Raw genomic sequence first — 20,778 nt, 5'->3', positions numbered from 1 at the left:
ATTTCGGGCGGTCTACGGGCGACGGATGGCGTCGGCCGCGGCCGTGGCGGCGGGCCCCGCGGCCAGCTCGGTCTCCAGCAGCTGCTTGCCGAGCAGCTCGGGGTCGGGGAGTTCCATCGGGTACTCGCCGTCGAAGCAGGCGCGGCACAGGTTCGGCTTGGCGATCGTGGTCGCCTCGATCATGCCGTCGATGGAGATGTACGCCAGGGAGTCGGCGCCCAGCGAGGTGCCGATCTCGTCGATCGTCATGCCGTTGGCGATGAGCTCGGCGCGGGTGGCGAAGTCGATGCCGAAGAAGCAGGGCCACTTCACGGGCGGCGAGGAGATCCGGATGTGGACCTCGGCCGCGCCCGCCTCGCGGAGCATCCGCACCAGCGCCCGCTGGGTGTTGCCGCGCACGATCGAGTCGTCGACGACGACCAGGCGCTTGCCCTTGATGACTTCCTTCAGCGGGTTCAGCTTCAAGCGGATGCCCAGCTGCCGGATGGTCTGCGAGGGCTGGATGAAGGTCCGGCCGACGTAGGCGTTCTTGACCAGGCCGGCGCCGAAGGGGATGCCGGAGGCCTCGGCGTAGCCGATGGCCGCGGGCGTTCCGGACTCCGGGGTCGCTATGACCAGATCGGCCTCTACCGGGGCTTCCTTGGCCAGCCTGCGGCCCATCTCCACCCGGGAGAGGTACACGTTCCGGCCGGCGATGTCGGTGTCCGGGCGGGCCAGGTACACGTACTCGAAGACACAGCCCTTGGGCTTCGCTTCCGCGAATCGGGAGGTGCGCAGGCCGTTCTCGTCGATGGCGACGAACTCGCCCGGCTCGATCTCACGGACGTAGCTGGCGCCGCAGATGTCGAGGGCGGCGGACTCGGAGGCGACCACCCAGCCGCGCTCCAGGCGGCCGAGGACCAGCGGGCGGATGCCCTGCGGGTCGCGGGCCGCGTAGAGGGTGTGCTCGTCCATGAAGACGAGGGAGAAGGCACCGCGCACCTTGGGCAGCACCGTGTGGGCCGCCTCCTCGATGGTCAGCGGCTTGCCGTCCGCGTCCTCCTGGGCGGCGAGCAGCGCCGTCAGCAGGTCGGTGTCGTTGGTGGCCGCCACGCGCGGGGCGCGGCCGCCCTCCTTCTTCGGCAGGTCGGCGACCATCTCGGCGAGCTGCGCCGTGTTGACCAGGTTGCCGTTGTGGCCGAGCGCGATGGAGCCCTGCGCGGTGGCGCGGAACGTCGGCTGGGCGTTCTCCCACACGGAGGCGCCGGTGGTCGAGTAGCGGGCGTGTCCGACCGCGATGTGACCCTGGAGCGAACCGAGCGAGGTCTCGTCGAAGACCTGGGAGACCAGGCCCATGTCCTTGAAGACGAGGATCTGGGAGCCGTTGCTGACCGCGATACCCGCGGATTCCTGGCCCCGATGCTGGAGGGCGTAGAGCCCGAAGTAAGTGAGCTTGGCGACCTCTTCGCCCGGAGCCCAGACTCCGAAGACGCCGCAAGCGTCCTGGGGGCCTTTCTCACCGGGGAGCAGATCATGATTGAGTCGACCGTCACCACGTGGCACGGCTCCGAGTGTAGGCGAGATCGACCACTGGTCCGAATTGGGGTTACTCGTCAGTAGTGGATCACTGCCGGACGACGGCCCGGACCGTCATGCCGTTTGCGCTGGTCAGCGTGAGGGTGTCGTGATCGACCCGGTAGCGGACCGTGTGGTTGAACAGGCCCAGCAAGGCTCGTTCGGTCTGCATGAGTGAGGCGTCGCACATCATTCGGGTGGTCATCGCTCGCCCGAGCGTGATGTGTCCGGCGCGTACGGTCGCCCTGGCGTTGACGTGATTGCACCCGAGCCGGCCGGCCGCCTTGTGGGTCTTGGCGCCGAAGGCGAGGTACGGGCTGCCGTGCGCGGCGGTGGTCGTGCCGTTCACGGTGATGTCCCGGACGCGCCAGTCGACGCCGGTGACGGGCCGCTCGGCGGCCACCGAGCCGCTGCCGCCGTCCGCCTTCTCGCTGCCGCACGCCACCACGAGCGGCACCAGTGTCAGGACGGCGAGGGTGAGTCGCTGTTTGTCCATGGGGATGGGACGGGTGGGACTCGCACCCGGTTCCGGCTCAGCTCATCACCGGCAGCAGCCCGCCGAGGTCCGCCCGCTCCCCGCTCGCGCTGACCTCGGCGCCCTCCAGCGCGTCCTTCCAGGCCAGCCGCCCGGTCGCCAGCCGGATCCAGGTCAGCGGGTCGGTCTCGACGACGTTGGGCGGGGTGCCGCGGGTGTGCCGGGGCCCCTCGACGCACTGCACCACGGCGTACGGCGGCACGCGCACCTCGGTGGAGCCGCCGGGCGCCTTCGCGGCGAGGGCGTCCGCGAGCAGCCGGGTGCAGGCGGCGAGCGCCTGCCGGTCGTACGGCACCTGGAGCCCCGGCACCGCGGCGTTCAGGTCGTCGGTGTGGACGACGAGTTCGACGGTGCGGGTGACCAGCAGGTCGGCGAGGGTGATGGCGCCGGTGCGGAAGGCGAGGACGCGGCCGTCGGGTGTCCCGGCGAGCGTGCCGGCCAGGCGCTCGGCGACGGCGGTCAGGGCGGCGTCCGCGTCGGAGTCGCGCCGGGCGGTCTCCTGGGCGGCCTCGGACAGCAGCGAGGCGTTGGCGGCGGTGCCGAACGCCCAGTCCAGCACGGTGATCTCCGCCCTGGGCGGCTCGGGCCGCTCGACGAGACGGGGGACGACGTCGACGCACATGCCGATATGGGCGACCAGTTCCCGCACGGACCAGTCGCCGAGTCGGGTGGGCAGGGCGAGCCGCTCGGGGCCGAGCGTGCGGACGGCTTCGCGGACGTGGTCGAACTGCGCCGCCACGGCCTTGCGGATCTTGGCGGAGTCGTACGTACGGGCGCGTTTCCTGGCCGGTGACATGGGGTCAGCCTAGAGCGGCCGGGAAGCGGGCCGGACACGGCGAAGGCCCCGCCCGTTCGTCACGGGCGGGGCCTTCGGCGTCGTACGGGCGCCTACTTCAGCAGCGCGGGGATGGTCTCCTCGTGCGCCCGGCGCAGCTCCTCCAGGGAGAGCTCGAACTCGCCCTGGAGCTCCACCGACTCGCCGTCGACGACACCGATGCGGGTCACGGGCAGGCCGCGAGCGCCGCACATGTCGTTGAAGCGGAGCTCCTCGGAGCGCGGCACGGCGACGACCGCGCGTCCCGCCGACTCGGAGAAGAGGAAGGTGAACGCGTCCAGGCCGTCCGGTACGACCAGACGCGCGCCCTTGCCGCCGAGCAGCGCCGACTCCACGACCGCCTGGATCAGACCGCCGTCGGACAGGTCGTGCGCCGAGTCGATCATGCCGTCGCGGCTGGCGGAGATCAGGATCTCGCCGAGCAGCCGCTCCCGCTCCAGGTCGACCTTGGGCGGCAGGCCGCCGAGGTGGTCGTGGACGACCTGCGACCAGGCCGAGCCGCCGAACTCCTCGCGGGTGTCGCCGAGGAGGTACAGCAGCTGGCCCTCCTCCTGGAAGGCGACCGGGGTGCGCCGGGCCACGTCGTCGATGACGCCGAGGACCGCGACCACGGGGGTCGGGTGGATGGCGGCCTCGCCCGTCTGGTTGTAGAGCGAGACGTTGCCGCCGGTCACCGGGGTGCCGAGTTGCAGGCAGCCGTCGGCGAGACCACGGATGGCCTCGGCGAACTGCCACATGACGGCCGGGTCCTCGGGCGAGCCGAAGTTCAGGCAGTCGGAGACGGCGAGCGGCTTGGCGCCGGTGGTGGCGACGTTGCGGTACGCCTCCGCCAGCGCCAGCTGGGCACCGGTGTACGGGTCGAGCTTGGCGTACCGGCCGTTGCCGTCGGTCGCGATGGCGACGCCGAGGCCGGACTCCTCGTCGATGCGGATCATGCCGGAGTCCTCCGGCTGGGCCAGCACCGTGTTGCCCTGCACGAAGTGGTCGTACTGCGAGGTGATCCACTTCTTGGACGCCTGGTTCGGGGACGCCACCAGCTTCAGGACCTGGGCCTTCAGCTCGTCGCTCGAGGACGGCCGGGGCAGCTTGTTCGCGTCGTCCGCCTGCAGCTCGTCCTGCCAGGACGGGCGGGCGTAGGGGCGCTCGTAGACCGGGCCGTCGTGGGCGACGGTGCGCGGGTCGACGTCGACGATCTTGCCGCCGTGCCAGTAGATCTCCAGGCGGTCGCCGTCGGTCACCTCACCGATGACGGTGGCGATGACGTCCCACTTCTCGCAGATCTCCAGGAAGCGGTCGACCTTCTCCGGCTCCACGACCGCGCACATGCGCTCCTGCGACTCGCTCATGAGGATCTCCTCGGGCGAGAGCGTGGAGTCGCGCAGCGGTACGTCGTCCAGGGTGACGCGCATGCCGCCGGAGCCGTTGGAGGCGAGCTCGGAGGTGGCGCAGGACAGACCGGCCGCGCCGAGGTCCTGGATGCCGACGACCAGCTTCTCCTTGAACGCCTCCAGGGTGCACTCGATGAGGAGCTTCTCCTGGAAGGGGTCGCCGACCTGCACGGCGGGGCGCTTGGACGGCTTGGCGTCGTCGAAGGTCTCGGAGGCCAGGATCGAGGCGCCGCCGATGCCGTCGCCGCCGGTCCGGGCGCCGTAGAGGATGACCTTGTTGCCGGCGCCGGACGCCTTCGCGAGGTGGATGTCCTCGTGCCGCATCACGCCGATGGCACCGGCGTTGACCAGCGGGTTGCCCTGGTAGCAGGCGTCGAAGACGACCTCGCCGCCGATGTTGGGCAGGCCCAGGCAGTTGCCGTAGCCGCCGATGCCCGCGACGACACCCGGCAGCACGCGCTTGGTGTCGGGGTGGTCGGCGGCACCGAAGCGCAGCGGGTCCACGACCGCGACCGGGCGGGCGCCCATCGCGATGATGTCGCGGACGATGCCGCCGACACCGGTGGCCGCGCCCTGGTAGGGCTCGACGTACGACGGGTGGTTGTGCGACTCGACCTTGAAGGTGACCGCGTAGCCCTGGCCGACGTCGACGACACCCGCGTTCTCGCCGATGCCGACGAGCAGCGCGTCGGACTGCGGGGCCTTCTCGCCGAACTGGCGCAGGTGGACCTTGCTGCTCTTGTACGAGCAGTGCTCGGACCACATGACGGAGTACATGGCGAGCTCGGCGCCGGTGGGCCGGCGGCCGAGGATCTCGACGATCCGCTCGTACTCGTCCTTCTTCAGGCCGAGTTCGGCCCAGGGCAGCTCGACGTCGGGGGTCGCGGCCGCGTTCTCGACCGTGTCCAGAGGCGTCCTGCTCATGCGTTGACCAGCTTCTTGAGGATCGAGGTGAAGAAGGGGAGGCCGTCGGTGCGGCCCGTGCCGATCAGCGGCTCGGTGGCGTGCTCGGGGTGCGGCATGAGGCCCACGACGTTCCCGGCCTCGTTGGTGATGCCGGCGATGTCGTTGAGCGAGCCGTTGGGGTTGAAGTCCAGGTAGCGGAAGGCCACGCGGCCCTCGGCCTCCAGCTTGTCCAGCGTGTACCGGTCGGCGACGTAACGGCCGTCCATGTTCTTCAGCGGGATGTGGATCTCCTGGCCCGCCTCGTAGTCCACGGTCCAGGCCGTCTCCGCGTTCTCCACCCGCAGCTTCTGGTCGCGGCAGATGAAGTGCAGGTGGTCGTTGCCGAGCATGCCGCCCGGCAGGAGGTGGGCCTCGGTGAGGATCTGGAAGCCGTTGCAGATGCCGAGGACCGGCAGCCCGGCCTTCGCCTGCTCGATGACCGTCTCCATCACCGGCGAGAAGCGGGAGATGGCGCCGGCCCGCAGATAGTCGCCGTAGGAGAAACCACCGGGGAGGACGACCGCGTCCACCTGGTGGAGGTCCTTGTCCTTGTGCCAGAGGGCGACCGGTTCGGCGCCCGCGAGGCGGATCGCGCGCTGGGTGTCCCGGTCGTCCAGGCTGCCCGGGAAAGTGACGACGCCAATACGAGCGGTCACTTCGCGGCCTCCGCGACTTCCTCGATCCGCACGGTGAAGTTCTCGATCACGGTGTTGGCCAGGAAGGATTCCGCAAGATCGTGGATGCGGGCGAGCGCCGCCTCGTCGACCGGGCCGTCAACTTCCAGTTCGAATCGCTTTCCCTGACGTACATCGGAGATGCCTTCGAAACCCAGTCGCGGCAGTGCGCGCTGGACCGCCTGGCCCTGGGGGTCGAGGATCTCCGGCTTGAGCATGACGTCGACTACGACGCGTGCCACTGGCACTCCCGATGGTGTGGTGCTGAGCAGGTTCCTGAAGGTGTCTCCGACAGGCGTCTTCAGACTACCCGCACGAAATTTCTACGCGCGTTGACTTGTAGGAATCTACGTGACCACGGTCACGATCGGCCGCACGGCGTCTTGTTCACCAAAATTTCCGGGATCCGCACCCGGTACCTATTGCGCTCGGACACGCCAAAGGATTTAGTCGGGCTTCACAATGCTTTGCCGGGCACTGTACAAATAATTTGGCACGTGCCGAATGAAGGGACCGATATTCGTGGCGCAGAAGGTCGTGGTCACTCTCTTTGACGACATCGACGGCTCGGAAGCGGCGGAAACGATCGCCTTCGGACTAGACGGCAAGTCGTACGAGATCGACCTGAATCAAGCCAATGCCGAGAAACTGCGTAAGGCGCTCGAGCCCTACGTGGAGGCCGGCCGCAAGCGGTCGAAGTCGGGCAAGACCTACCGGCAGACCGAGGTCGCCCCCGACCCCGCCGCCGTCCGCGCCTGGGCGCAGGCCAACAAGATGGACGTCCCGGCCCGCGGGCGCATTCCCAAGAAGGTCTACGAGGCGTTCGGCGAGGCCCAGTAGCCGAGGGAACCGCCCCGGGCCGACGGCCGGTCAGCCGCCCCTCGGGAGAACCGACTTGCGCTGCACCCCTCCGGGTCGGCTAGAGTCTGGAGCACGCCGAGGGGCAAGGCCGAAAGGCCCACCTCACGGAGTACATGCGGGTGTAGTTCAGTAGCAGAACATCCCCCTTCCAGGGGGAAGGCGCAGTGTGCAATTCCTGTCACCCGCTCTGCACCGCCGGTCCGGACCACTGTTGTGGATCAGGTAGGCTGGTGCTCGCGCCGATCGGTGGGAGCCGGTCGGAGGCAATGCGGACGTAGCTCAGTTGGTAGAGCGCAACCTTGCCAAGGTTGAGGTCGCGAGTTCGAGCCTCGTCGTCCGCTCTGGAAACTAGCCCCCCGGCTTCGGCCGAGGGGCTTTTTCATGTCCGCGTCCCCCACAAGGCCACCTCCGTCTGACATTTGTCATGCCGAGCAATGACGGTGCGCACTGCTCACCGGTCCTGGGCGCGGGGACGCTGGGGACATGGACACGAACGAACACGTGATTGAGGTCACTGACCTGCGGCGTGTGTACGGGGGCGGGTTCGAGGCCGTGCGCGGAATCACCTTTTCCGTGGACCGCGGCGAGATCTTCGCGCTGCTCGGCACCAACGGCGCGGGCAAGACGTCGACGGTGGAACTGCTGGAGGGGCTCGCGCGGCCGGCCGGTGGCCGGGTGCGGGTGCTCGGGCACGACCCGTACGAGAACCGGGCCGCCGTGCGGCCCCGCACGGGCGTGATGCTGCAGGAGGGCGGTTTTCCGTCCGAGCTGACCGTCGCCGAGACCGCGCGGATGTGGGCGGGGTGCGTGAGCGGGGCCCGGCCGGAGAGCGAGGCGCTGGAGCTGGTCGGGCTCGCGGGGCGGACCGGCGTACGCGTGAAGCAGTTGTCCGGGGGTGAACGGCGCCGGCTGGACCTGGCACTCGCGCTGCTCGGCGAGCCCGAGGTGCTGTTCCTGGACGAGCCGACGACCGGCCTCGACGCCGAAGGGCGCCGGGACACCTGGGAGTTGGTACGGGCGCTGCGCGAGGCGGGCACGACGGTACTGCTGACCACGCACTACCTGGAGGAGGCCGAGGGCCTCGCCGACCGGCTGGCCATCCTGCACGAGGGACGCATCGCGACGAGCGGCACGCCCGCCGAGGTGACGGCCGGGCAGCCGGCCCGCATATCCTTCCGGCTGCCCGACGGCTACTTCCTGGGCGACCTGCCGCCCCTCGGCGAACTGGGGGTGTGCGGGCACGAGCTGGACGGCAGGGTCGTACGGCTGCGGACCCGGGAGCTGCAGCGGGCGGCCACCGCACTGCTGGTGTGGGCCCAGGGGGAGCGGGTGGAGCTGCCGGGGCTCGATGTGCGGTCGGCCTCGCTGGAGGAGGCGTTCCTCGGGATCGCCCGCGCGCAGGGGGTGGCGGCATGAACGCGCTGGTCCTCGTGCCGGCCGGGCGGCGGCTGCGGGCCCTGGCCCGGGCCGAGCTGACGCTGCTGGGGCGCAACCGCAGTGCGGTGGCCACGGCTCTGCTGGTGCCGCTGGCGCTGCCGTTCAGTGTCAAGCCCGCGCTCGACGGGATGAATCTGGAGAGGTCGGGGCTGAACGCCGGCACGGTGATGCTGACGGCGGCGATCGGCTTCGCGTTCCTGTTCTCGGTCTACACCGGCCTGGTCGGCGCCTTCGTCGCCCGCCGGGAGGAACTCGTCCTCAAGCGGCTGCGGACCGGGGAACTCGGCGACACCGAGATCCTCATCGGCACCGCCCTGCCCACCGCGTGCCTGGGCCTCGCCCAGTCACTGGTACTGACGCTCGGCTGCGTGCTGTTCCTCGACGCGGGGGCACCGCGGGCGCCGTATCTGACCGTGCTCGGTGTCCTCGCCGGTCTGGCGCTGTGCGCCGCGCTCGCCGCGCTCACCGCCTCCTTCACCCGGACCGTGGAGAGCGCCCAGGTCACCGCGTTGCCGCTGGTGTTGGTGTCGATGGTGGGCTCGGGCATCGCGATCCCGGCCGCGGCCCTGCCGGACCGGCTCGCCTCCGTGTGCGCGCTGCTGCCGTTGTCCCCGGCGGTCCGGCTGGTGGGCGGCGGGTTCACCGGACGGCTCAGCGCCGCCGAGGCCCTGGCCTCCGTGGCGATCGCACTGGCCTGGCTCGTGGCGGCGGTGTTTGCTGTACGACGGTGGTTCCGCTGGGAGCCTCGGCGTTGACGGACGGGGGAGCCGTGCTCGGGCGGATACGGGGATGGCAGCGGCGCCACTGGCGGGAGCGGAGCAAGGCCGAGCGGGTCGAGCTGCAGAGCGTGATCACCTGGTACGTCACGACCTGGCTGTTCTCCGTGTCCTGGCTCGCGCTGCCCCTGGTGGGCGCGCTGGCACGGCGGCCGGGACCGCTGGTCGTCGGCACTCTGCTGCTCCTCGTCGGCGCCCTGCAGTGCGTCGAGGCCAACCGGCGCACCCGGTCCGTGCTCGACCACTACCTGGGCCGGGCCCCTCTTCCGCCCCGCGCGCTGCGCCCCGCCGCCGTACTGCTCGCCCTGGCGCTGGCGCTGACGCTGGTGCTGGCCTCGCTGGACGGCGCCGACCCGGTGGCCGTCCGGCTCTTCACCGGCGCCGCACTGCTGCCCTTCGGGCTGCTGTACGGGCTGGTGGCGCCCGTGCGGGTGTTCCTGCGCCGGTCCGCCGCGCTCGCCGTGGCGCTGATGGCCGCGTTCGGCTGCGTCGACCGCGAGCCCGCCGGGATCGTCATGATCGGGGTCCTGACCGTCTTCGGCGCGCTCTTCTCGCTGCTCGCCTGCCGCTGCGGTGCCTGGACCCTGTCCGTGCTGTGGGAGGCGGAGCGGGCCCGCGAGGTCGAGGCACGGCTCGCCGTCGCCGAGGAGCGGCTGCGGTTCGGGCGTGACCTGCACGACGTGGTGGGACGGAACCTGGCCGTCATCGCGCTCAAGAGCGAGCTGGCGGTGCAGCTGGCGCGGCGCGGACGGCCCGAGGCCGTCGAGCAGATGATCGAGGTGCAGCGGATCGCCCAGGAGTCGCAGCGGGAGGTGCGGGAGGTCGTCCGGGGATACCGCAAGGCCGACCTGGGGATCGAACTCGCGGGTGCGCAGGGTGTGTTGAGCGCGGCCGGAATCGAGTGCGAGGTGCGCGGAGCGGCCGCGGAACTGGCTCCGGAGGTGCAGTCGGCGCTGGGCTGGGTTGTGCGCGAGGCGACGACGAACGTGCTGCGGCACGGCGACACCACACGGTGCGCGGTCGTGCTGACGGTGAAAGAAGGACGAGTGGTGCTGACCGTGGAGAACGACGGGGCCTCGGCTCCCGCGGGTGCGGGCGGATCGGGGCTGGCGGGGCTGCGGGAGCGGCTGTCGGCGGTGGGCGGCACCCTGGAGGCCGGCCTCATCGGAGGAGACCTGTTCCGGGTGGTGGCCGAAGTGCCCGTGAGCGTGCGAGAGGTCACGGCATGACCGCTCCCGTACGACTGCTGCTCGCCGACGACGAGCATCTGATCCGGGGTGCGCTGGCCGCGCTGCTCGCGCTGGAGGACGACCTCGTGGTCGTCGCCGAGGCGGCGAGCGGACCGGAGGCACTGGCGATGGCCAGGGCGCACGAACCGGACGTGGCCGTGCTGGACCTGCAGATGCCGGGCGCCGACGGTGTGAAGGTCGCCACATCCCTGCGGGCCGAACTGCCGGGCTGCCGGGTACTGATCGTGACCGGTCACGGGCGGCCCGGGCACCTCAAGCGGGCCCTCGCGGCGGGGGTGCGCGGGTTCGTCCCCAAGACGGTGAGCGCCCAGCGCCTCGCGGAGATCATCCGGACCGTGCACTCCGGACAGCGCTACGTGGACCCCGAGTTGGCCGCCGACGCCATCGCCGCCGGGGACTCCCCGCTGACCACCCGGGAGGCAGAGGTGCTGGAACTGGCCGCCGACGGGGCGCCCGTCGCGGAGATCGCCGAGCGGGCCGCGCTGTCCCAGGGGACCGTACGCAACTACCTGTCGTCGGCCGTCTCGAAGCTCGGTGCGGAGAACCGTCACGCGGCCGTGCGACTCGCACGGGAGAGAGGTTGGGTATAGTTGGCGTCGCGCCACGGCGCACTGCGGACGTAGCTCAGTTGGTAGAGCGCAACCTTGCCAAGGTTGAGGTCGCGAGTTCGAGCCTCGTCGTCCGCTCCACAACGAAGGCCCCGGTCGATCGACCGGGGCCTTCGTCATGCGGTCAGCTCCAGCTCGTGCCCGTCAGACGCTCGTACGCCTCGATGTACTTCGCCCGCGTCGCGTCCACGACCTGCTGCGGCAGCGGCGGCGGAGGCTGCTCGCTCCTGCGGTCCCAGCCGGACTCCGGCGAGGTCAGCCAGTCCCGCACGAACTGCTTGTCGTACGACGGCTGCGCGCGGCCCGGCTGCCACTGGTCGGCGGGCCAGAACCGGGAGGAGTCCGGGGTGAGGATCTCGTCCGCGAGGACCAGGGTGTCGCCGTCGAAGCCGAACTCGAACTTGGTGTCCGCGAGGATGATGCCGCGGTCCCTGGCGATGTCCCGGCCGCGCCCGTAGACGGCGAGGGTGGCCTGCCGCAGCTGGGCCGCGGTGTCGGCGCCGACGCGGCGGGCGACCTCCTCGTACGAGACGTTCTCGTCGTGCTCGCCGACCTCGGCCTTGGTCGCCGGGGTGAAGATCGGGACGGGCAGCTCGCTGCCGTCGACCAGGCCCTCGGGGAGGGCGAGACCGCAGACCGTGCGGGAGTCGTTGTACTCCAGCAGGCCCGATCCGGTCAGGTAGCCGCGGGCGACCGCCTCCACCGGGACCATCCGCAGCGACTTGCACACGAGCGTCCGGCCGGCCCAGTCGGCGGGGGCGCCGGCCGGCAGTTCGGTGCTCAGCACGTGGTTGGGGATCAGATCGGCGATCTGGTCGAACCACCACAGGGACAGCTGGGTCAGGACCCGGCCCTTGTCGGTGATCTCGGTCGGCAGCACCCAGTCGAAGGCGGAGATGCGGTCGCTGGCGACCATCACGAGGTCGCCTGCCTCGTTCTGGTAGAGCTCGCGCACCTTGCCGGTGTGGAGGTGAACCAGGCCCGGAACCTGAAGCGGCTCGGGCTTTTCTACGAATCCGGACACGGTTCCTCCCCGTAGTTCTGTCCTATGGCTCGATTCTCCCGTATGCCGGGGATCGCCCAGGGGGTGGGGTGGGCTCTGGAGGGGCGGTGACGTGGGCGTACGTGAGCTCAGTCACGTTTGCAGACTCGGTCCAGGAGGTTGGCGGTGGCGCGCTGGACGCGCTGGTCGACGTGGCCCGGACGGTCCAGGGCGGGCGACCACGCGAAGGTCCCCGACGCGAACACCAGGGCGCCGGAGGGGGCGCGGTAGAGCGAGGTCTCCTGGTGGCGCAGGACGCCCTCGGAGTCGGTGTACGGGGAGTGCGCCAGCAGGATGCGGTCCTCGTGGTCGGGCAGCGGGGTACGCGGGAAGTAGCGGTCGGCCTCGCCCGCGACCAGGCCCTCGATCGGGTCGCCCTCGTGCGCGCCGGTCGCCTCCCACAGCCAGTGGTCGGCGTTGCGGACGATCAGGGGATGGGGCTCGGGGACCCGGCCCGCGTACTGGATGCCGACCACCTGCTGCTCGGGGCGGTCGATCTCCCGCCACAGGACGGGTTTGCCGGGGCCCTTGCGTTTTCGGCAGGTCAGCAGACGGTCGGGCACCCCGGACGGGGACGGCCCCAACTCCACCTGCCAGTACATGGTGTTGGCGGAGAGGAAGACCAGGGACGTGCCGTTCTCGCGGGCGATCTCGACGGTGCGGCGCATGTTCGCCGACCAGTACTCGTCGTGCCCGGGGAAGACCAGGCCCCGGTAGCGGGTGGGGTCGACGTGGCCCGCGTGCAGGTCGCGGGCGTCGGCGTAGGCGAGGTCGTAGCCATAGCGCTCGGCGAAGCGGATGAAGTCGTAGGCGTGGCCCACGTGGAGGGGGAGGCCGGCGCCGGCGTAGGGGCGGTCGAAGGAGACGGTCGTCGCCGCGTCGGACTCGCCGAGGAGACGGCCCTGCTCGTCCCAGGCGTGGTACAGGCTGGCGCCGGTGCGGCCGTCCTCCGGGTAGAGGTTGTACGCCTGCCAGGTCACGTCGGGCAGGAGGAGGAGCAGGTCGGCGGGGTGGTTGTCGCGGACCGTGAAGGGGATGTGGGAGCGGTAGCCGTCGAGGGTGGTCAGGACGGCCACATACGCCCCGATGCTCCATTGGGCCGGGATCTGCAGCCGCCAGGACAGCCACCAGTGGTGGCAGGAGACCGTGCGGTCGGCGGTGAGCGGTGGGGGCTGCACGATGCCGGAGAGACGGGGACTGGTGGTGATCTTGGAAGCGCCGTCGCCGCCGTAGTGGCCGATGCGGTAGATGTCCACGGCGAACTCCTGGGGCGGGTCGACCGTGATGTGGAAGTCGACGGCCTGGCCCGGGGCGACCGCGCCGGTGGAGATGAAGCCCTTGATCTGGCGGTGGACGTCGTCGGCGGAGCGTGGGCCGCCGGCGCTCCGCGGGCCCGGGACCCGGGGGGTGCCGGGCGTCGGGGGGTGGGCCTGGCCGTCCACGTACCAGGGGACGACCTGGCCGGTGTCGTCGAAGTAGGTGACGTTGCCGCGCAGCCAGGGGACCGGGCCCTGGCCGAAGGGATCGGTGACGGCGTGCGCCAGCGCTCCGGACTCCCAGCGGCGGATCTGCTCCGATCGCTCCGATTCCATGATCGCTCCCCTCCCTCGTGCCCCCGTGGTCGCGTGTCCTGTGCCGCAAGCCCTTGCCATGTGCCCGATCGGTCCCAGCACATCACATTACGCACGCAGGTGGTCACAGTTCGTTGCGAATTGGCCGAAAGTGGAACAGCCCCTTCCGGTACGGCGGGGAGGGCGGGGTCAGACCAGCCGTACGGGTTTCTCCGGGCGTATGCCGGACTCCCGCAGCCAGTCCCGCAGGGGGCCGGGGTCACCGTCCTCGACGAGGCTGAGGACCCGGGGGGTGAGGTCGGTGGCACGGTCACCGTCGATGAGGAGGGTGGGGCCGTCCAGCCAGTCCAGGCCCGGGCTCGCGCCGGCGGTGTCCATCGCGGCGCAGCAGACCATCGCGGTGACGTGGTCGGTGAGCAGTTCGCGGGCCGTGCGGGGCGGCTGGAGCGGGAAGAGCGGCAGTGCCATGTCGTCCCAGGGCGCGAGGTCGGCGGCGGTGGGCCGGGGAGCGGGGGCGGCCTCTTCCCGGGCGAGCTGGGCGGTGAGGGCCGCGGCGAGGGCGGCCGCGCGTTCGTTCTCGGCCTCGGGCTCGTCCTCGCCCTCGTGGGGCTCTGGAGAGCCGGGCGCGGTTCCCTCACTCTCCGAGGGAATGGGGGCCGGGCCCGGGGGTGTCGAGAGGTGGGCCAGGACCCGGGTCAGGGTGGGACCGTCCGGGGCGGGGACCGCCGGATCCGTGGAGCGGGTGACGCCGAGGGTGTCCAGGACCCGGTGCAGGCGGGCCGCGTCCGTGCGCCATTTGCGGTCCACGACCTCCTCCGGGTACTCGTGCCAGTCCACCGGGGACCAGTCGGGGCCGGTCTCCGCGGGCCCGCCGTGGAAGAGCCGGGCGGCGAGGAGGGAGACGACCTCGTCGACCGCGCCGGGCTCCTCCAGCAGGTCGCAGGCCGGCCGCTCGCCCAGACGGGAGGCGAACCCCTCGGCCAGGCGGTCACGGCGGGACAGCTCCGTCAGGGCCGCCACCACCCCCGCGTCCAGCCGCGACGGCCAGCGGCCCATCCGCCACGCGGGCAGCGCCACGCGGGTCAGGAGGCGGTCCCAGCCCGCGTAGGCCAGGCCCACCTGCTCCTGGGCGACGATGCGCAGGCCGTAGTCCACAGCCTGTGCACGCTCCGCCGCCGCTGCCGCGACGCCACGCTCCATCAGCGCCGCGTGCTCCCGGCAGCTGCGGAGCAGCAGGCGGGCGACCGCGCCGAGTCCGGCGCAGACACCCCGGGTCAGCGGGCAGCGGGCGGGTGTGGAGGCGACGGCCACCGCGGCGTCCAGCCCGCGCACGAAGCGACGGGCGGCGGCTATGTCCGGGTGGGCCGAGGGACCCGTACCGGCGACCACCGGGGCGAGGACCGCGCGCAGTTCGCCGACGCGCATCCACCACAGGAACGGCGAGCCGATGACCAGGACGGGGGCCGTGGCCGCCCGGCGGTGCGCGGTGCGGACGCCCGCTATCTCGTCGCGGTTCTCGTGCGCGGGCGGGCCGTGGGAGGGGTGGGTGCGGTCCTCCAGCCAGCTGTCGCAGTCCGGGGTGAGCGCTATCGCGGAGGGAGCCGGCACGTCCAGGCGGTCGGCGAGGTCGCGCACCATTCTGTACAGGTCCGGCGCCGAGTCCTCCGGAACGGGGACGGTCGGGGTCACGGCCGGGCGGGCCCGGGCGACGACCAGGGCGATGACTCCGGCGGCGAGCAGCACGAGGACGGCGACGGGGGTCACCACCCAGCGGACGGCGTGCCAGAACGGGCCCACGAGATGGCCGGTGGAGTCGCCGGCGAGCAGGATCACGGCGACCGCCGCGGGCAGCAGCGCCACGGCCAGCGCGCGGCTGCGGATGCGCAGCACGGCGAGAGCCCTCGAGCGCGCGGCCTGCGCCCCCGCTTCCACACCCATGCCGGTACCGGTCACCACCGGATCTCACCCCCTCGCCAGCTGTCCTGAATGCCCTGCTGTCCTGGCTTTGGTCACTCCCCCACTGTGGCACCCGTCACTGACATCGCAATGCCGGTGGGCCAAGTGCCGGAACGCTTGCGCCGCACCCTAGTTGGGCCCTCGGCCCCCGTCAGCCGGATGGGGGAGCGGTCACTCGATGGAATGGCTTTGGTCAGAGGTGGATGACGGAAAGCGACGATCAGGCCCCTGTTCTTGACTCAGATTCGAAGAAGGGCGGTGGTGGGGGACATGACGCAGGCCCCGCATCCGAAGACGGACGCGGGGCCTGCGGGGTTCACCCGGCATACGGGCCCAGGGGCATACGGGCGTCAGGCGCCCGCCGCCTTGGCCGCGATGTCGGTGCGGTGCTGGGAGCCGTCCAGGCGGATGCGGGAGACCGCCCGGTACGCGCGTTCGCGGGCCTTGGCGAGGTCCTTGCCGGTCGCCGTCACGGACAGGACCCGGCCGCCGGCGCTGACGACCGCGTCGCCGTCGCGCCTGGTGCCGGCGTGCAGGACGTACGCGTGCGGGGCGTCCTCGGCGGCCACCTCGTCGAGGCCGGTGATCGGGTCGCCGGTGCGCGGGGTGCCGGGGTAGTTGTGCGAGGCGACGACCACGGTGACCGCGGCGTCGTCGCTCCAGCGCAGGGGTTCCAGATCGGCGAGGGTGCCGTTCGCCGCGGCCAGCAGGACGCCGGCCAGCGGGGTCTTCAGGCGGGCCAGGACCACCTGGGTCTCCGGGTCGCCGAAGCGGGCGTTGAACTCGATGACCCGGACGCCGCGGGAGGTGATCGCCAGGCCCGCGTAGAGAAGGCCGGAGAAGGGGGTGCCGCGGCGGCGCATCTCGTCGACGGTCGGCTGCAGGACCGTCTGCAGCACCTCCTCGACCAGCTTCGGGTCGGCCCACGGGAGCGGGGAGTACGCACCCATGCCGCCCGTGTTCGGGCCCTCGTCGCCGTCGAGGGCGCGCTTGAAGTCCTGGGCGGGCTGGAGCGGGAGGACCGTCCGGCCGTCGGTCACGGCGAAGAGGGAGACCTCGGGGCCGTCCAGGAACTCCTCGATGACGACGCGCTCGCAGGAGTTGGCGTGGGCGCGGGCGGTGTCGAGGTCGGGGGTGACGACGACGCCCTTGCCTGCGGCGAGGCCGTCGTCCTTGACGACATAGGGCGCGCCGAAGGCGTCGAGGGCTGTGTCGACCTCGTCCGGCGTCGTGCAGACGTAGGAGCGGGCCGTGGGGACGCCGGCCCCCGCCATCACGTCCTTCGCGAAGGCCTTGGAGCCCTCGATCTGCGCGGCCTCCCCGGAGGGGCCGAAGACCGGGATGCCCGCCTCGCGCACGGCGTCGGCGACCCCGGCGACGAGCGGGGCCTCCGGGCCCACCACCACCAGGTCGGCGCCGAGCCGTTCGGCCAGCGCGGACACCGCCTTGCCGTCGAGGGCGTCGACCTCGTGCAGCTCGGCCACCTCGGCGATGCCGGCGTTGCCGGGAGCGCAGTGCAGGGCGGTGACGTCGGGGTCGTGGGACAGGGAGTGGCACAGGGCGTGTTCGCGGGCGCCGCTACCGATGACGAGGACCTTCACGGGGGTCAGCCTAACGGGGTTTTTGTGCGGGGTTCCGGGGGGCCGGGCCTTGGAGAGCTGTACGTTCCTCCAAGTCCCACCCGGCCTCGCGGTGGGATTCGCCCGCCGCCGCTACTCGTTCGTGAACTCCTCGACCACCGTCGCCCCCAGCTCCCGCACGATCAGCTCGCGGCCGGACAGGGCCGACTCGTTGAGATCGGGGTCGTCGTCCTCGGGGATGTCGTCCTCGATGGAGACCGGGGGCGGGGGCTCCGGAGCGGTGGGCCGGCTCGCCGGGGACGGGCTCGAGTTCGGGTTCGGTGAGAAGGACGCGGAGGGGGCCGTGGGCGCGGTGTGCGTGGGCTGGGCGGGTGCCGGACGCTGGGCGGTGGCGGTACCGCCGTAGCCGCCCGCCCCACCGCCCCCGTAGCCGCCCGTGCCGGCGCCGGCGAGGCCACCGCCGCCGCCCGCGCCGTAGCCGCCGCCGAAGCCGGAGGGCCCGGAGGGGCCGCCCGACGGCGGCGGGCCGGAGCCGCCGCTCGGGTCGACGACCGGCTCGATCTTCCACTGGACGTTGAACTGCTCGGCCAGCGCGGCCTTCAGCACGTCCTCGCTGCCGCTGCTGACGAAGTTGTCGCGGGCGCCGGCGTTGACGAAGCCGACTTGCAGGGTGGTGCCGTCGAAGCCGGCCACCTGCGCGTTCTGGCTGAGCAGGATCCAGGTGAAGCGGCGGCGGTTCTTGACCGCTTCGAGGATGTTCGGCCAGAGCATGCGGGGGTCGGGTCCGCCGCTCGGCGGGGCGTAGCCCTGGGCCGCCGGGTCGGGCGCGGGGGCCGCGGACGGAGCCGGCGCGGAGGTGCCGGGGGCGCTGGGGGTGGCCGTCGGGGGCTGTCCGGCACCGCCGCCCGCCGGGGCGGCCGTGGGCCAGCCACCGGGCCTGCGGCCGCCGCCGGCGGGGGCGGCGGTGGGCCAGGCGCCGGGGGCGGAGGCGGCGGCAGGGGCGGGTGCGGCCGGGGCCGGGGTGGGCGGCGAGGACTGGGGGTGAGGAGCCGGCTCGGGTGCCTGCTGGGGCTGGAGCGGGGGCGCGGTAGGGGACGGCACGCCGGGGCCCGCCTGCCCGGGAGCCCCCGCGCCCGCTCCCGCTCCAGGGCCGCCCGCTCCCGCTCCAGGGCCGCCCGGCCCCGCGGCGCCGGGCGCGCCCGAAGTCCGTACCGCCGCACGGGCCGCGGCCGGGCCCCCACCGGGCACCACGGGGGCGCCTGCGGGCATTCCCGGGCCTGCGGGGCCGCCGGGACCTCCTGGGCCGCCCGGACCGCCCGGCGCCGCTCCCGCGTGCGCCTCGGGCCCCGGCACATAGCCCGCCGTGGGCAGTGCGCCGCCGGCCGAGAAGTTCACGCCCCGCTCCAGGCGGTCGAGGCGGGCCATCACCGCCCGCTCGTCCCCGTAAGCGGCTGGCAGCAGCACGCGCGCGCAGATCAGCTCCAGCTGGAGGCGCGGCGAGTTGGCGCCGCGCATCTCGGTCAGGCCCTCGTTGACGAGGTCGGCGGCGCGGCTGAGCTCGGCGGCGCCGAACGTGCTCGCCTGCGCCTGCATCCGCTCGATGACGTCGGCCGGGGCGTCGATGAGGCCCTTCTCGGCGGCGTCCGGCACGGCGGCGAGGATGACCAGGTCGCGCAGCCGCTCCAGCAGGTCGGCGACGAAGCGGCGGGGGTCGTTGCCGCCCTCGATGACACGGTCCACGACCTCGAAGGCGGCGGCGCCGTCACCGGTGGCGAAGGCCTCGACGACGGAGTCGAGGAGGGAGCCGTCCGTGTAGCCGAGGAGGGAGGTGGCCATGGCGTATGTCACACCGTCCTCCTTCGCTCCGGCGAGCAGCTGGTCCATGACCGACATGGAGTCACGCACCGAGCCCTGTCCCGCCCGCACGACGAGCGGCAGCACGCCTTCCTCGACCGGGATGTCCTCCTTGCCGCAGACCTCGCCCAGGTAGTCCCGGAGGGTGCCCGGGGGGACGAGCCGGAAGGGGTAGTGGTGCGTACGGGAGCGGATCGTCCCGATGACCTTCTCGGGCTCGGTCGTGGCGAAGATGAACTTGAGGTGCTCCGGGGGCTCCTCGACGACCTTCAGCAGCGCGTTGAAGCCCGCCGACGTGACCATGTGGGCCTCGTCGATGATGTAGATCTTGTAGCGGCTGGCGGCGGGGCCGAAGAAGGCCTTCTCGCGCAGCTCACGGGCGTCGTCCACACCACCGTGCGAGGCCGCGTCGATCTCGATGACGTCGATGGAGCCGGGGCCGTTGCGCGCCAGGTCGCGGCAGGACTGGCACTCGCCGCACGGGGTGGGCGTGGGGCCCTGCTCGCAGTTCAGACAGCGCGCCAGGATGCGCGCGCTCGTCGTCTTGCCGCAGCCGCGCGGACCGCTGAACAGGTACGCGTGATTGACCCGGTTGTTGCGCAGCGCCTGCTGCAACGGGTCGGTGACATGCTCCTGCCCGATGACCTCGGCGAACGACTCCGGGCGATAGCGGCGGTACAGCGCGAGAGACGACACGCCTACGAGGTTATAGGCGCCCACTGACAAGCCGACCCGCGGCGGGAACGCAGACGCCCCCCACGCACCCGCCAGAGCCGACCTACCCTTGCTGCCTTCCGGCCCTGGGGGAGTTCAGTCAGATAGCGCCGCGTGAGGGGCTGCGCACAGGCTACCTGATCCGAGGGGGTGGGAACGAGTTCGCGAGCACTCCTCTCGGTCATGTAATGTTTCCGGCGGAGGATTCGCCTAGAGGCCTAGGGCGCACGCTTGGAAAGCGTGTTGGGGGCAACCCCTCACGAGTTCGAATCTCGTATCCTCCGCCGGCCCAGGGGGCCGGACCGCATCAGCGGTCCGGCCCCCTGGCGTTTGCCCGGCCGCAGGCCGTCCTCCTCACGCCTCCTCACCCGGCCTGGCACCGCGGGCACCACACCGTGCCGCGGCCTCCGACGCGTGTGCGTCGTAGTGGGGTGTCGCAGCGTGGGCAGTGGGGGTCGGGGGTGTCGCGGTGGCCGGTGAGCCAGGTGGGGCGGGGTGGGACGCGGCCGGTCGGGACGGCGGCGCGCAGGGTGCGGCGCATCTGGGTGTGGAGGTGGCGGCGGTCGGCCTCGGTGAGGTCGCTCACAGAGGCGGTGGGGCGCAGGCCGGACCGCCACAGGATCTCGTCGGCCAGCAGGTTGCCCAGGCCCGCCAGGACGGACTGGTCGGTCAGCGCCGTCTTGACGCTTCCGCGGCGGGAGGCCAGCGCCGCCTCGAACGCCTCGCGGTCCACCGTCAGCGCGTCCGGGCCCAGCCCCGCCAGCAGCCGGGCGGTCTCCGCGTCGTCGTGCGCCAGCCACAGGCCCCGGAGTTTGCGCTGGTCGCGGTAGCGCAGCTCGCGGTCGCGGGCCAGCGTGAACAGGACCCGGTCGTGAGGCTCCGGGGCGTCGTCAGGGTGGGCGCACAGCAGCAGGCCGGTCATGCCGAAGTGGAGCAGCACGGTGGGGCCGCCGGTGTGCGCGAGCAGCCACTTGCCGTGCCGTTCCGGGGCGGTGAAGCGGCGGCCCTCCAGCGCGTCGCGCAGGCCGCGCGCGCTCACCCCGTGCAGTACGCCCGTGTCCCGCACCTCGACGCGCCGGATCGTCCTGCCCTGGGCGCAGGACTCCAGCACCCTCCGGAACCCCTCGACGTCCGGCAGTTCGGGCATGGCGGCCTCCCGGCGGCAGGGGGTACCGGGTACCCCCCGTGCCGGGCGGCC

At 72.2% G+C, this 20,778-nt stretch carries 17 protein-coding genes, 4 tRNA genes and 1 other RNA gene; 9 read left to right on the top strand and 13 right to left on the bottom strand.

Annotation, left to right across the window (positions count from 1 at the left end; all coding sequences use genetic code 11):
- Nucleotides 1–12: 12 nt before the first annotated feature.
- From purF to purS, 6 genes are all read right to left on the bottom strand, one after another.
- Nucleotides 13–1,542, bottom strand: a complete 1,530-nt coding sequence (gene purF, locus ACIGDI_RS38235) for an amidophosphoribosyltransferase (RefSeq protein WP_200699674.1) — start codon at nt 1,540–1,542, stop codon at nt 13–15.
- Between the two features lie 61 nt (nt 1,543–1,603).
- Nucleotides 1,604–2,050 (bottom strand): META domain-containing protein, encoded by a 447-nt coding sequence (locus ACIGDI_RS38230; protein WP_399906721.1) that lies wholly within the window; start codon nt 2,048–2,050, stop codon nt 1,604–1,606.
- Nucleotides 2,051–2,087: 37 nt separating this feature from the next.
- Nucleotides 2,088–2,885, bottom strand: coding sequence for a sterol carrier family protein (locus tag ACIGDI_RS38225; protein WP_399906719.1), 798 nt, complete (start codon nt 2,883–2,885; stop codon nt 2,088–2,090).
- Nucleotides 2,886–2,977: 92 nt separating this feature from the next.
- Complete coding sequence (gene purL, locus ACIGDI_RS38220; protein ID WP_399906717.1) at nt 2,978–5,236, bottom strand: phosphoribosylformylglycinamidine synthase subunit PurL; 2,259 nt, start codon at nt 5,234–5,236, stop codon at nt 2,978–2,980.
- The gene (purQ, locus tag ACIGDI_RS38215; RefSeq protein ID WP_200699670.1) at nt 5,233–5,913 is read right to left on the bottom strand and encodes a phosphoribosylformylglycinamidine synthase subunit PurQ; all 681 of its coding nucleotides are present in this window, start codon (nt 5,911–5,913) and stop codon (nt 5,233–5,235) included. Before purQ ends, purL begins: the two co-directional genes overlap by 4 nt.
- A complete protein-coding gene (gene purS, locus ACIGDI_RS38210) occupies nt 5,910–6,173 on the bottom strand; it encodes a phosphoribosylformylglycinamidine synthase subunit PurS (protein ID WP_058924447.1) in 264 nt (87 codons plus the stop codon). Before purS ends, purQ begins: the two co-directional genes overlap by 4 nt.
- 280 nt (nt 6,174–6,453) lie before the next feature.
- Here purS and ACIGDI_RS38205 point away from each other — a divergent pair, with 280 nt between their 5' ends.
- The 8 genes from ACIGDI_RS38205 to ACIGDI_RS38170 all read left to right on the top strand — a co-directional run bounded on the left by ACIGDI_RS38205 (nt 6,454) and on the right by ACIGDI_RS38170 (nt 10,944).
- On the top strand, nt 6,454–6,771 hold the full coding sequence (locus tag ACIGDI_RS38205; protein ID WP_200699669.1) for an Lsr2 family protein: 318 nt from the start codon (nt 6,454–6,456) through the stop codon (nt 6,769–6,771).
- A 136-nt stretch (nt 6,772–6,907) separates the two neighbouring features.
- Nucleotides 6,908–6,979, top strand: a tRNA-Gly gene (locus tag ACIGDI_RS38200).
- Between the two features lie 81 nt (nt 6,980–7,060).
- Nucleotides 7,061–7,133, top strand: a tRNA-Gly gene (locus tag ACIGDI_RS38195).
- 142 nt (nt 7,134–7,275) lie between these two features.
- Entirely contained in the window at nt 7,276–8,208 is a 933-nt protein-coding gene (locus ACIGDI_RS38190; protein ID WP_399906714.1) for an ABC transporter ATP-binding protein, read from the top strand.
- Complete coding sequence (locus tag ACIGDI_RS38185) at nt 8,205–8,984, top strand: ABC transporter permease (protein ID WP_399906712.1); 780 nt, start codon at nt 8,205–8,207, stop codon at nt 8,982–8,984. The genes ACIGDI_RS38190 and ACIGDI_RS38185 overlap by 4 nt, the downstream gene beginning before the upstream one ends.
- Complete coding sequence (locus ACIGDI_RS38180) at nt 8,981–10,234, top strand: sensor histidine kinase (RefSeq protein WP_399906711.1); 1,254 nt, start codon at nt 8,981–8,983, stop codon at nt 10,232–10,234. Before ACIGDI_RS38185 ends, ACIGDI_RS38180 begins: the two co-directional genes overlap by 4 nt.
- Complete coding sequence (locus ACIGDI_RS38175) at nt 10,231–10,845, top strand: response regulator (RefSeq protein ID WP_399906709.1); 615 nt, start codon at nt 10,231–10,233, stop codon at nt 10,843–10,845. Before ACIGDI_RS38180 ends, ACIGDI_RS38175 begins: the two co-directional genes overlap by 4 nt.
- A gap of 23 nt (nt 10,846–10,868) precedes the next feature.
- Nucleotides 10,869–10,944 (top strand) — tRNA-Gly (locus tag ACIGDI_RS38170).
- Nucleotides 10,945–10,987: 43 nt separating this feature from the next.
- Here the strand turns inward: ACIGDI_RS38170 and ACIGDI_RS38165 are convergent.
- The 6 genes from ACIGDI_RS38165 to ffs all read right to left on the bottom strand — a co-directional run bounded on the left by ACIGDI_RS38165 (nt 10,988) and on the right by ffs (nt 19,707).
- Entirely contained in the window at nt 10,988–11,887 is a 900-nt protein-coding gene (locus ACIGDI_RS38165; protein ID WP_399906707.1) for a phosphoribosylaminoimidazolesuccinocarboxamide synthase, read from the bottom strand.
- 107 nt (nt 11,888–11,994) lie between these two features.
- Nucleotides 11,995–13,497, bottom strand: a complete 1,503-nt coding sequence (locus tag ACIGDI_RS38160; protein ID WP_399906705.1) for a N,N-dimethylformamidase beta subunit family domain-containing protein — start codon at nt 13,495–13,497, stop codon at nt 11,995–11,997.
- 168 nt (nt 13,498–13,665) lie between these two features.
- A complete protein-coding gene (locus ACIGDI_RS38155; RefSeq protein ID WP_399906767.1) occupies nt 13,666–15,414 on the bottom strand; it encodes a hypothetical protein in 1,749 nt (582 codons plus the stop codon).
- 368 nt (nt 15,415–15,782) lie between these two features.
- On the bottom strand, nt 15,783–17,033 hold the full coding sequence (purD, locus tag ACIGDI_RS38150) for a phosphoribosylamine--glycine ligase (protein ID WP_399906704.1): 1,251 nt from the start codon (nt 17,031–17,033) through the stop codon (nt 15,783–15,785).
- 111 nt (nt 17,034–17,144) lie between these two features.
- The gene (locus ACIGDI_RS38145; protein ID WP_399906702.1) at nt 17,145–19,562 is read right to left on the bottom strand and encodes a DNA polymerase III subunit gamma and tau; all 2,418 of its coding nucleotides are present in this window, start codon (nt 19,560–19,562) and stop codon (nt 17,145–17,147) included.
- 48 nt (nt 19,563–19,610) lie between these two features.
- An RNA gene (gene ffs / locus ACIGDI_RS38140) (signal recognition particle sRNA small type) lies at nt 19,611–19,707 on the bottom strand.
- 72 nt (nt 19,708–19,779) lie between these two features.
- Between ffs and ACIGDI_RS38135 the strand changes: the two genes are divergently transcribed.
- Nucleotides 19,780–19,864 (top strand) — tRNA-Ser (locus ACIGDI_RS38135).
- Nucleotides 19,865–19,944: 80 nt separating this feature from the next.
- Here the strand turns inward: ACIGDI_RS38135 and ACIGDI_RS38130 are convergent.
- Nucleotides 19,945–20,727, bottom strand: coding sequence for an Fpg/Nei family DNA glycosylase (locus ACIGDI_RS38130; RefSeq protein WP_399906700.1), 783 nt, complete (start codon nt 20,725–20,727; stop codon nt 19,945–19,947).
- Nucleotides 20,728–20,778 lie beyond the last annotated feature (51 nt).

Source organism: Streptomyces sp. NPDC085900, from assembly GCF_044540925.1.
Taxonomy (GTDB): Bacteria; Actinomycetota; Actinomycetes; order Streptomycetales; family Streptomycetaceae; genus Streptomyces; species Streptomyces gilvifuscus.
Note: the sequence above shows the minus strand (reverse complement) of the source record. Positions and strands in the feature narration are given on the sequence as shown.

Coding starts and splice junctions, on each gene's coding strand:
- purL (WP_399906717.1), bottom strand. CDS start 5,236: ATGAGCAGGACGCCTCTGGACACGGTCGAGAACGCGGCCGCGACCCCC.
- ACIGDI_RS38230 (WP_399906721.1), bottom strand. CDS start 2,050: ATGGACAAACAGCGACTCACCCTCGCCGTCCTGACACTGGTGCCGCTC.
- ACIGDI_RS38225 (WP_399906719.1), bottom strand. CDS start 2,885: ATGTCACCGGCCAGGAAACGCGCCCGTACGTACGACTCCGCCAAGATC.
- ACIGDI_RS38160 (WP_399906705.1), bottom strand. CDS start 13,497: ATGGAATCGGAGCGATCGGAGCAGATCCGCCGCTGGGAGTCCGGAGCG.
- ACIGDI_RS38155 (WP_399906767.1), bottom strand. CDS start 15,414: ATGGGTGTGGAAGCGGGGGCGCAGGCCGCGCGCTCGAGGGCTCTCGCC.
- ACIGDI_RS38175 (WP_399906709.1), top strand. CDS start 10,231: ATGACCGCTCCCGTACGACTGCTGCTCGCCGACGACGAGCATCTGATC.
- ACIGDI_RS38190 (WP_399906714.1), top strand. CDS start 7,276: ATGGACACGAACGAACACGTGATTGAGGTCACTGACCTGCGGCGTGTG.
- ACIGDI_RS38130 (WP_399906700.1), bottom strand. CDS start 20,727: ATGCCCGAACTGCCGGACGTCGAGGGGTTCCGGAGGGTGCTGGAGTCC.
- ACIGDI_RS38185 (WP_399906712.1), top strand. CDS start 8,205: ATGAACGCGCTGGTCCTCGTGCCGGCCGGGCGGCGGCTGCGGGCCCTG.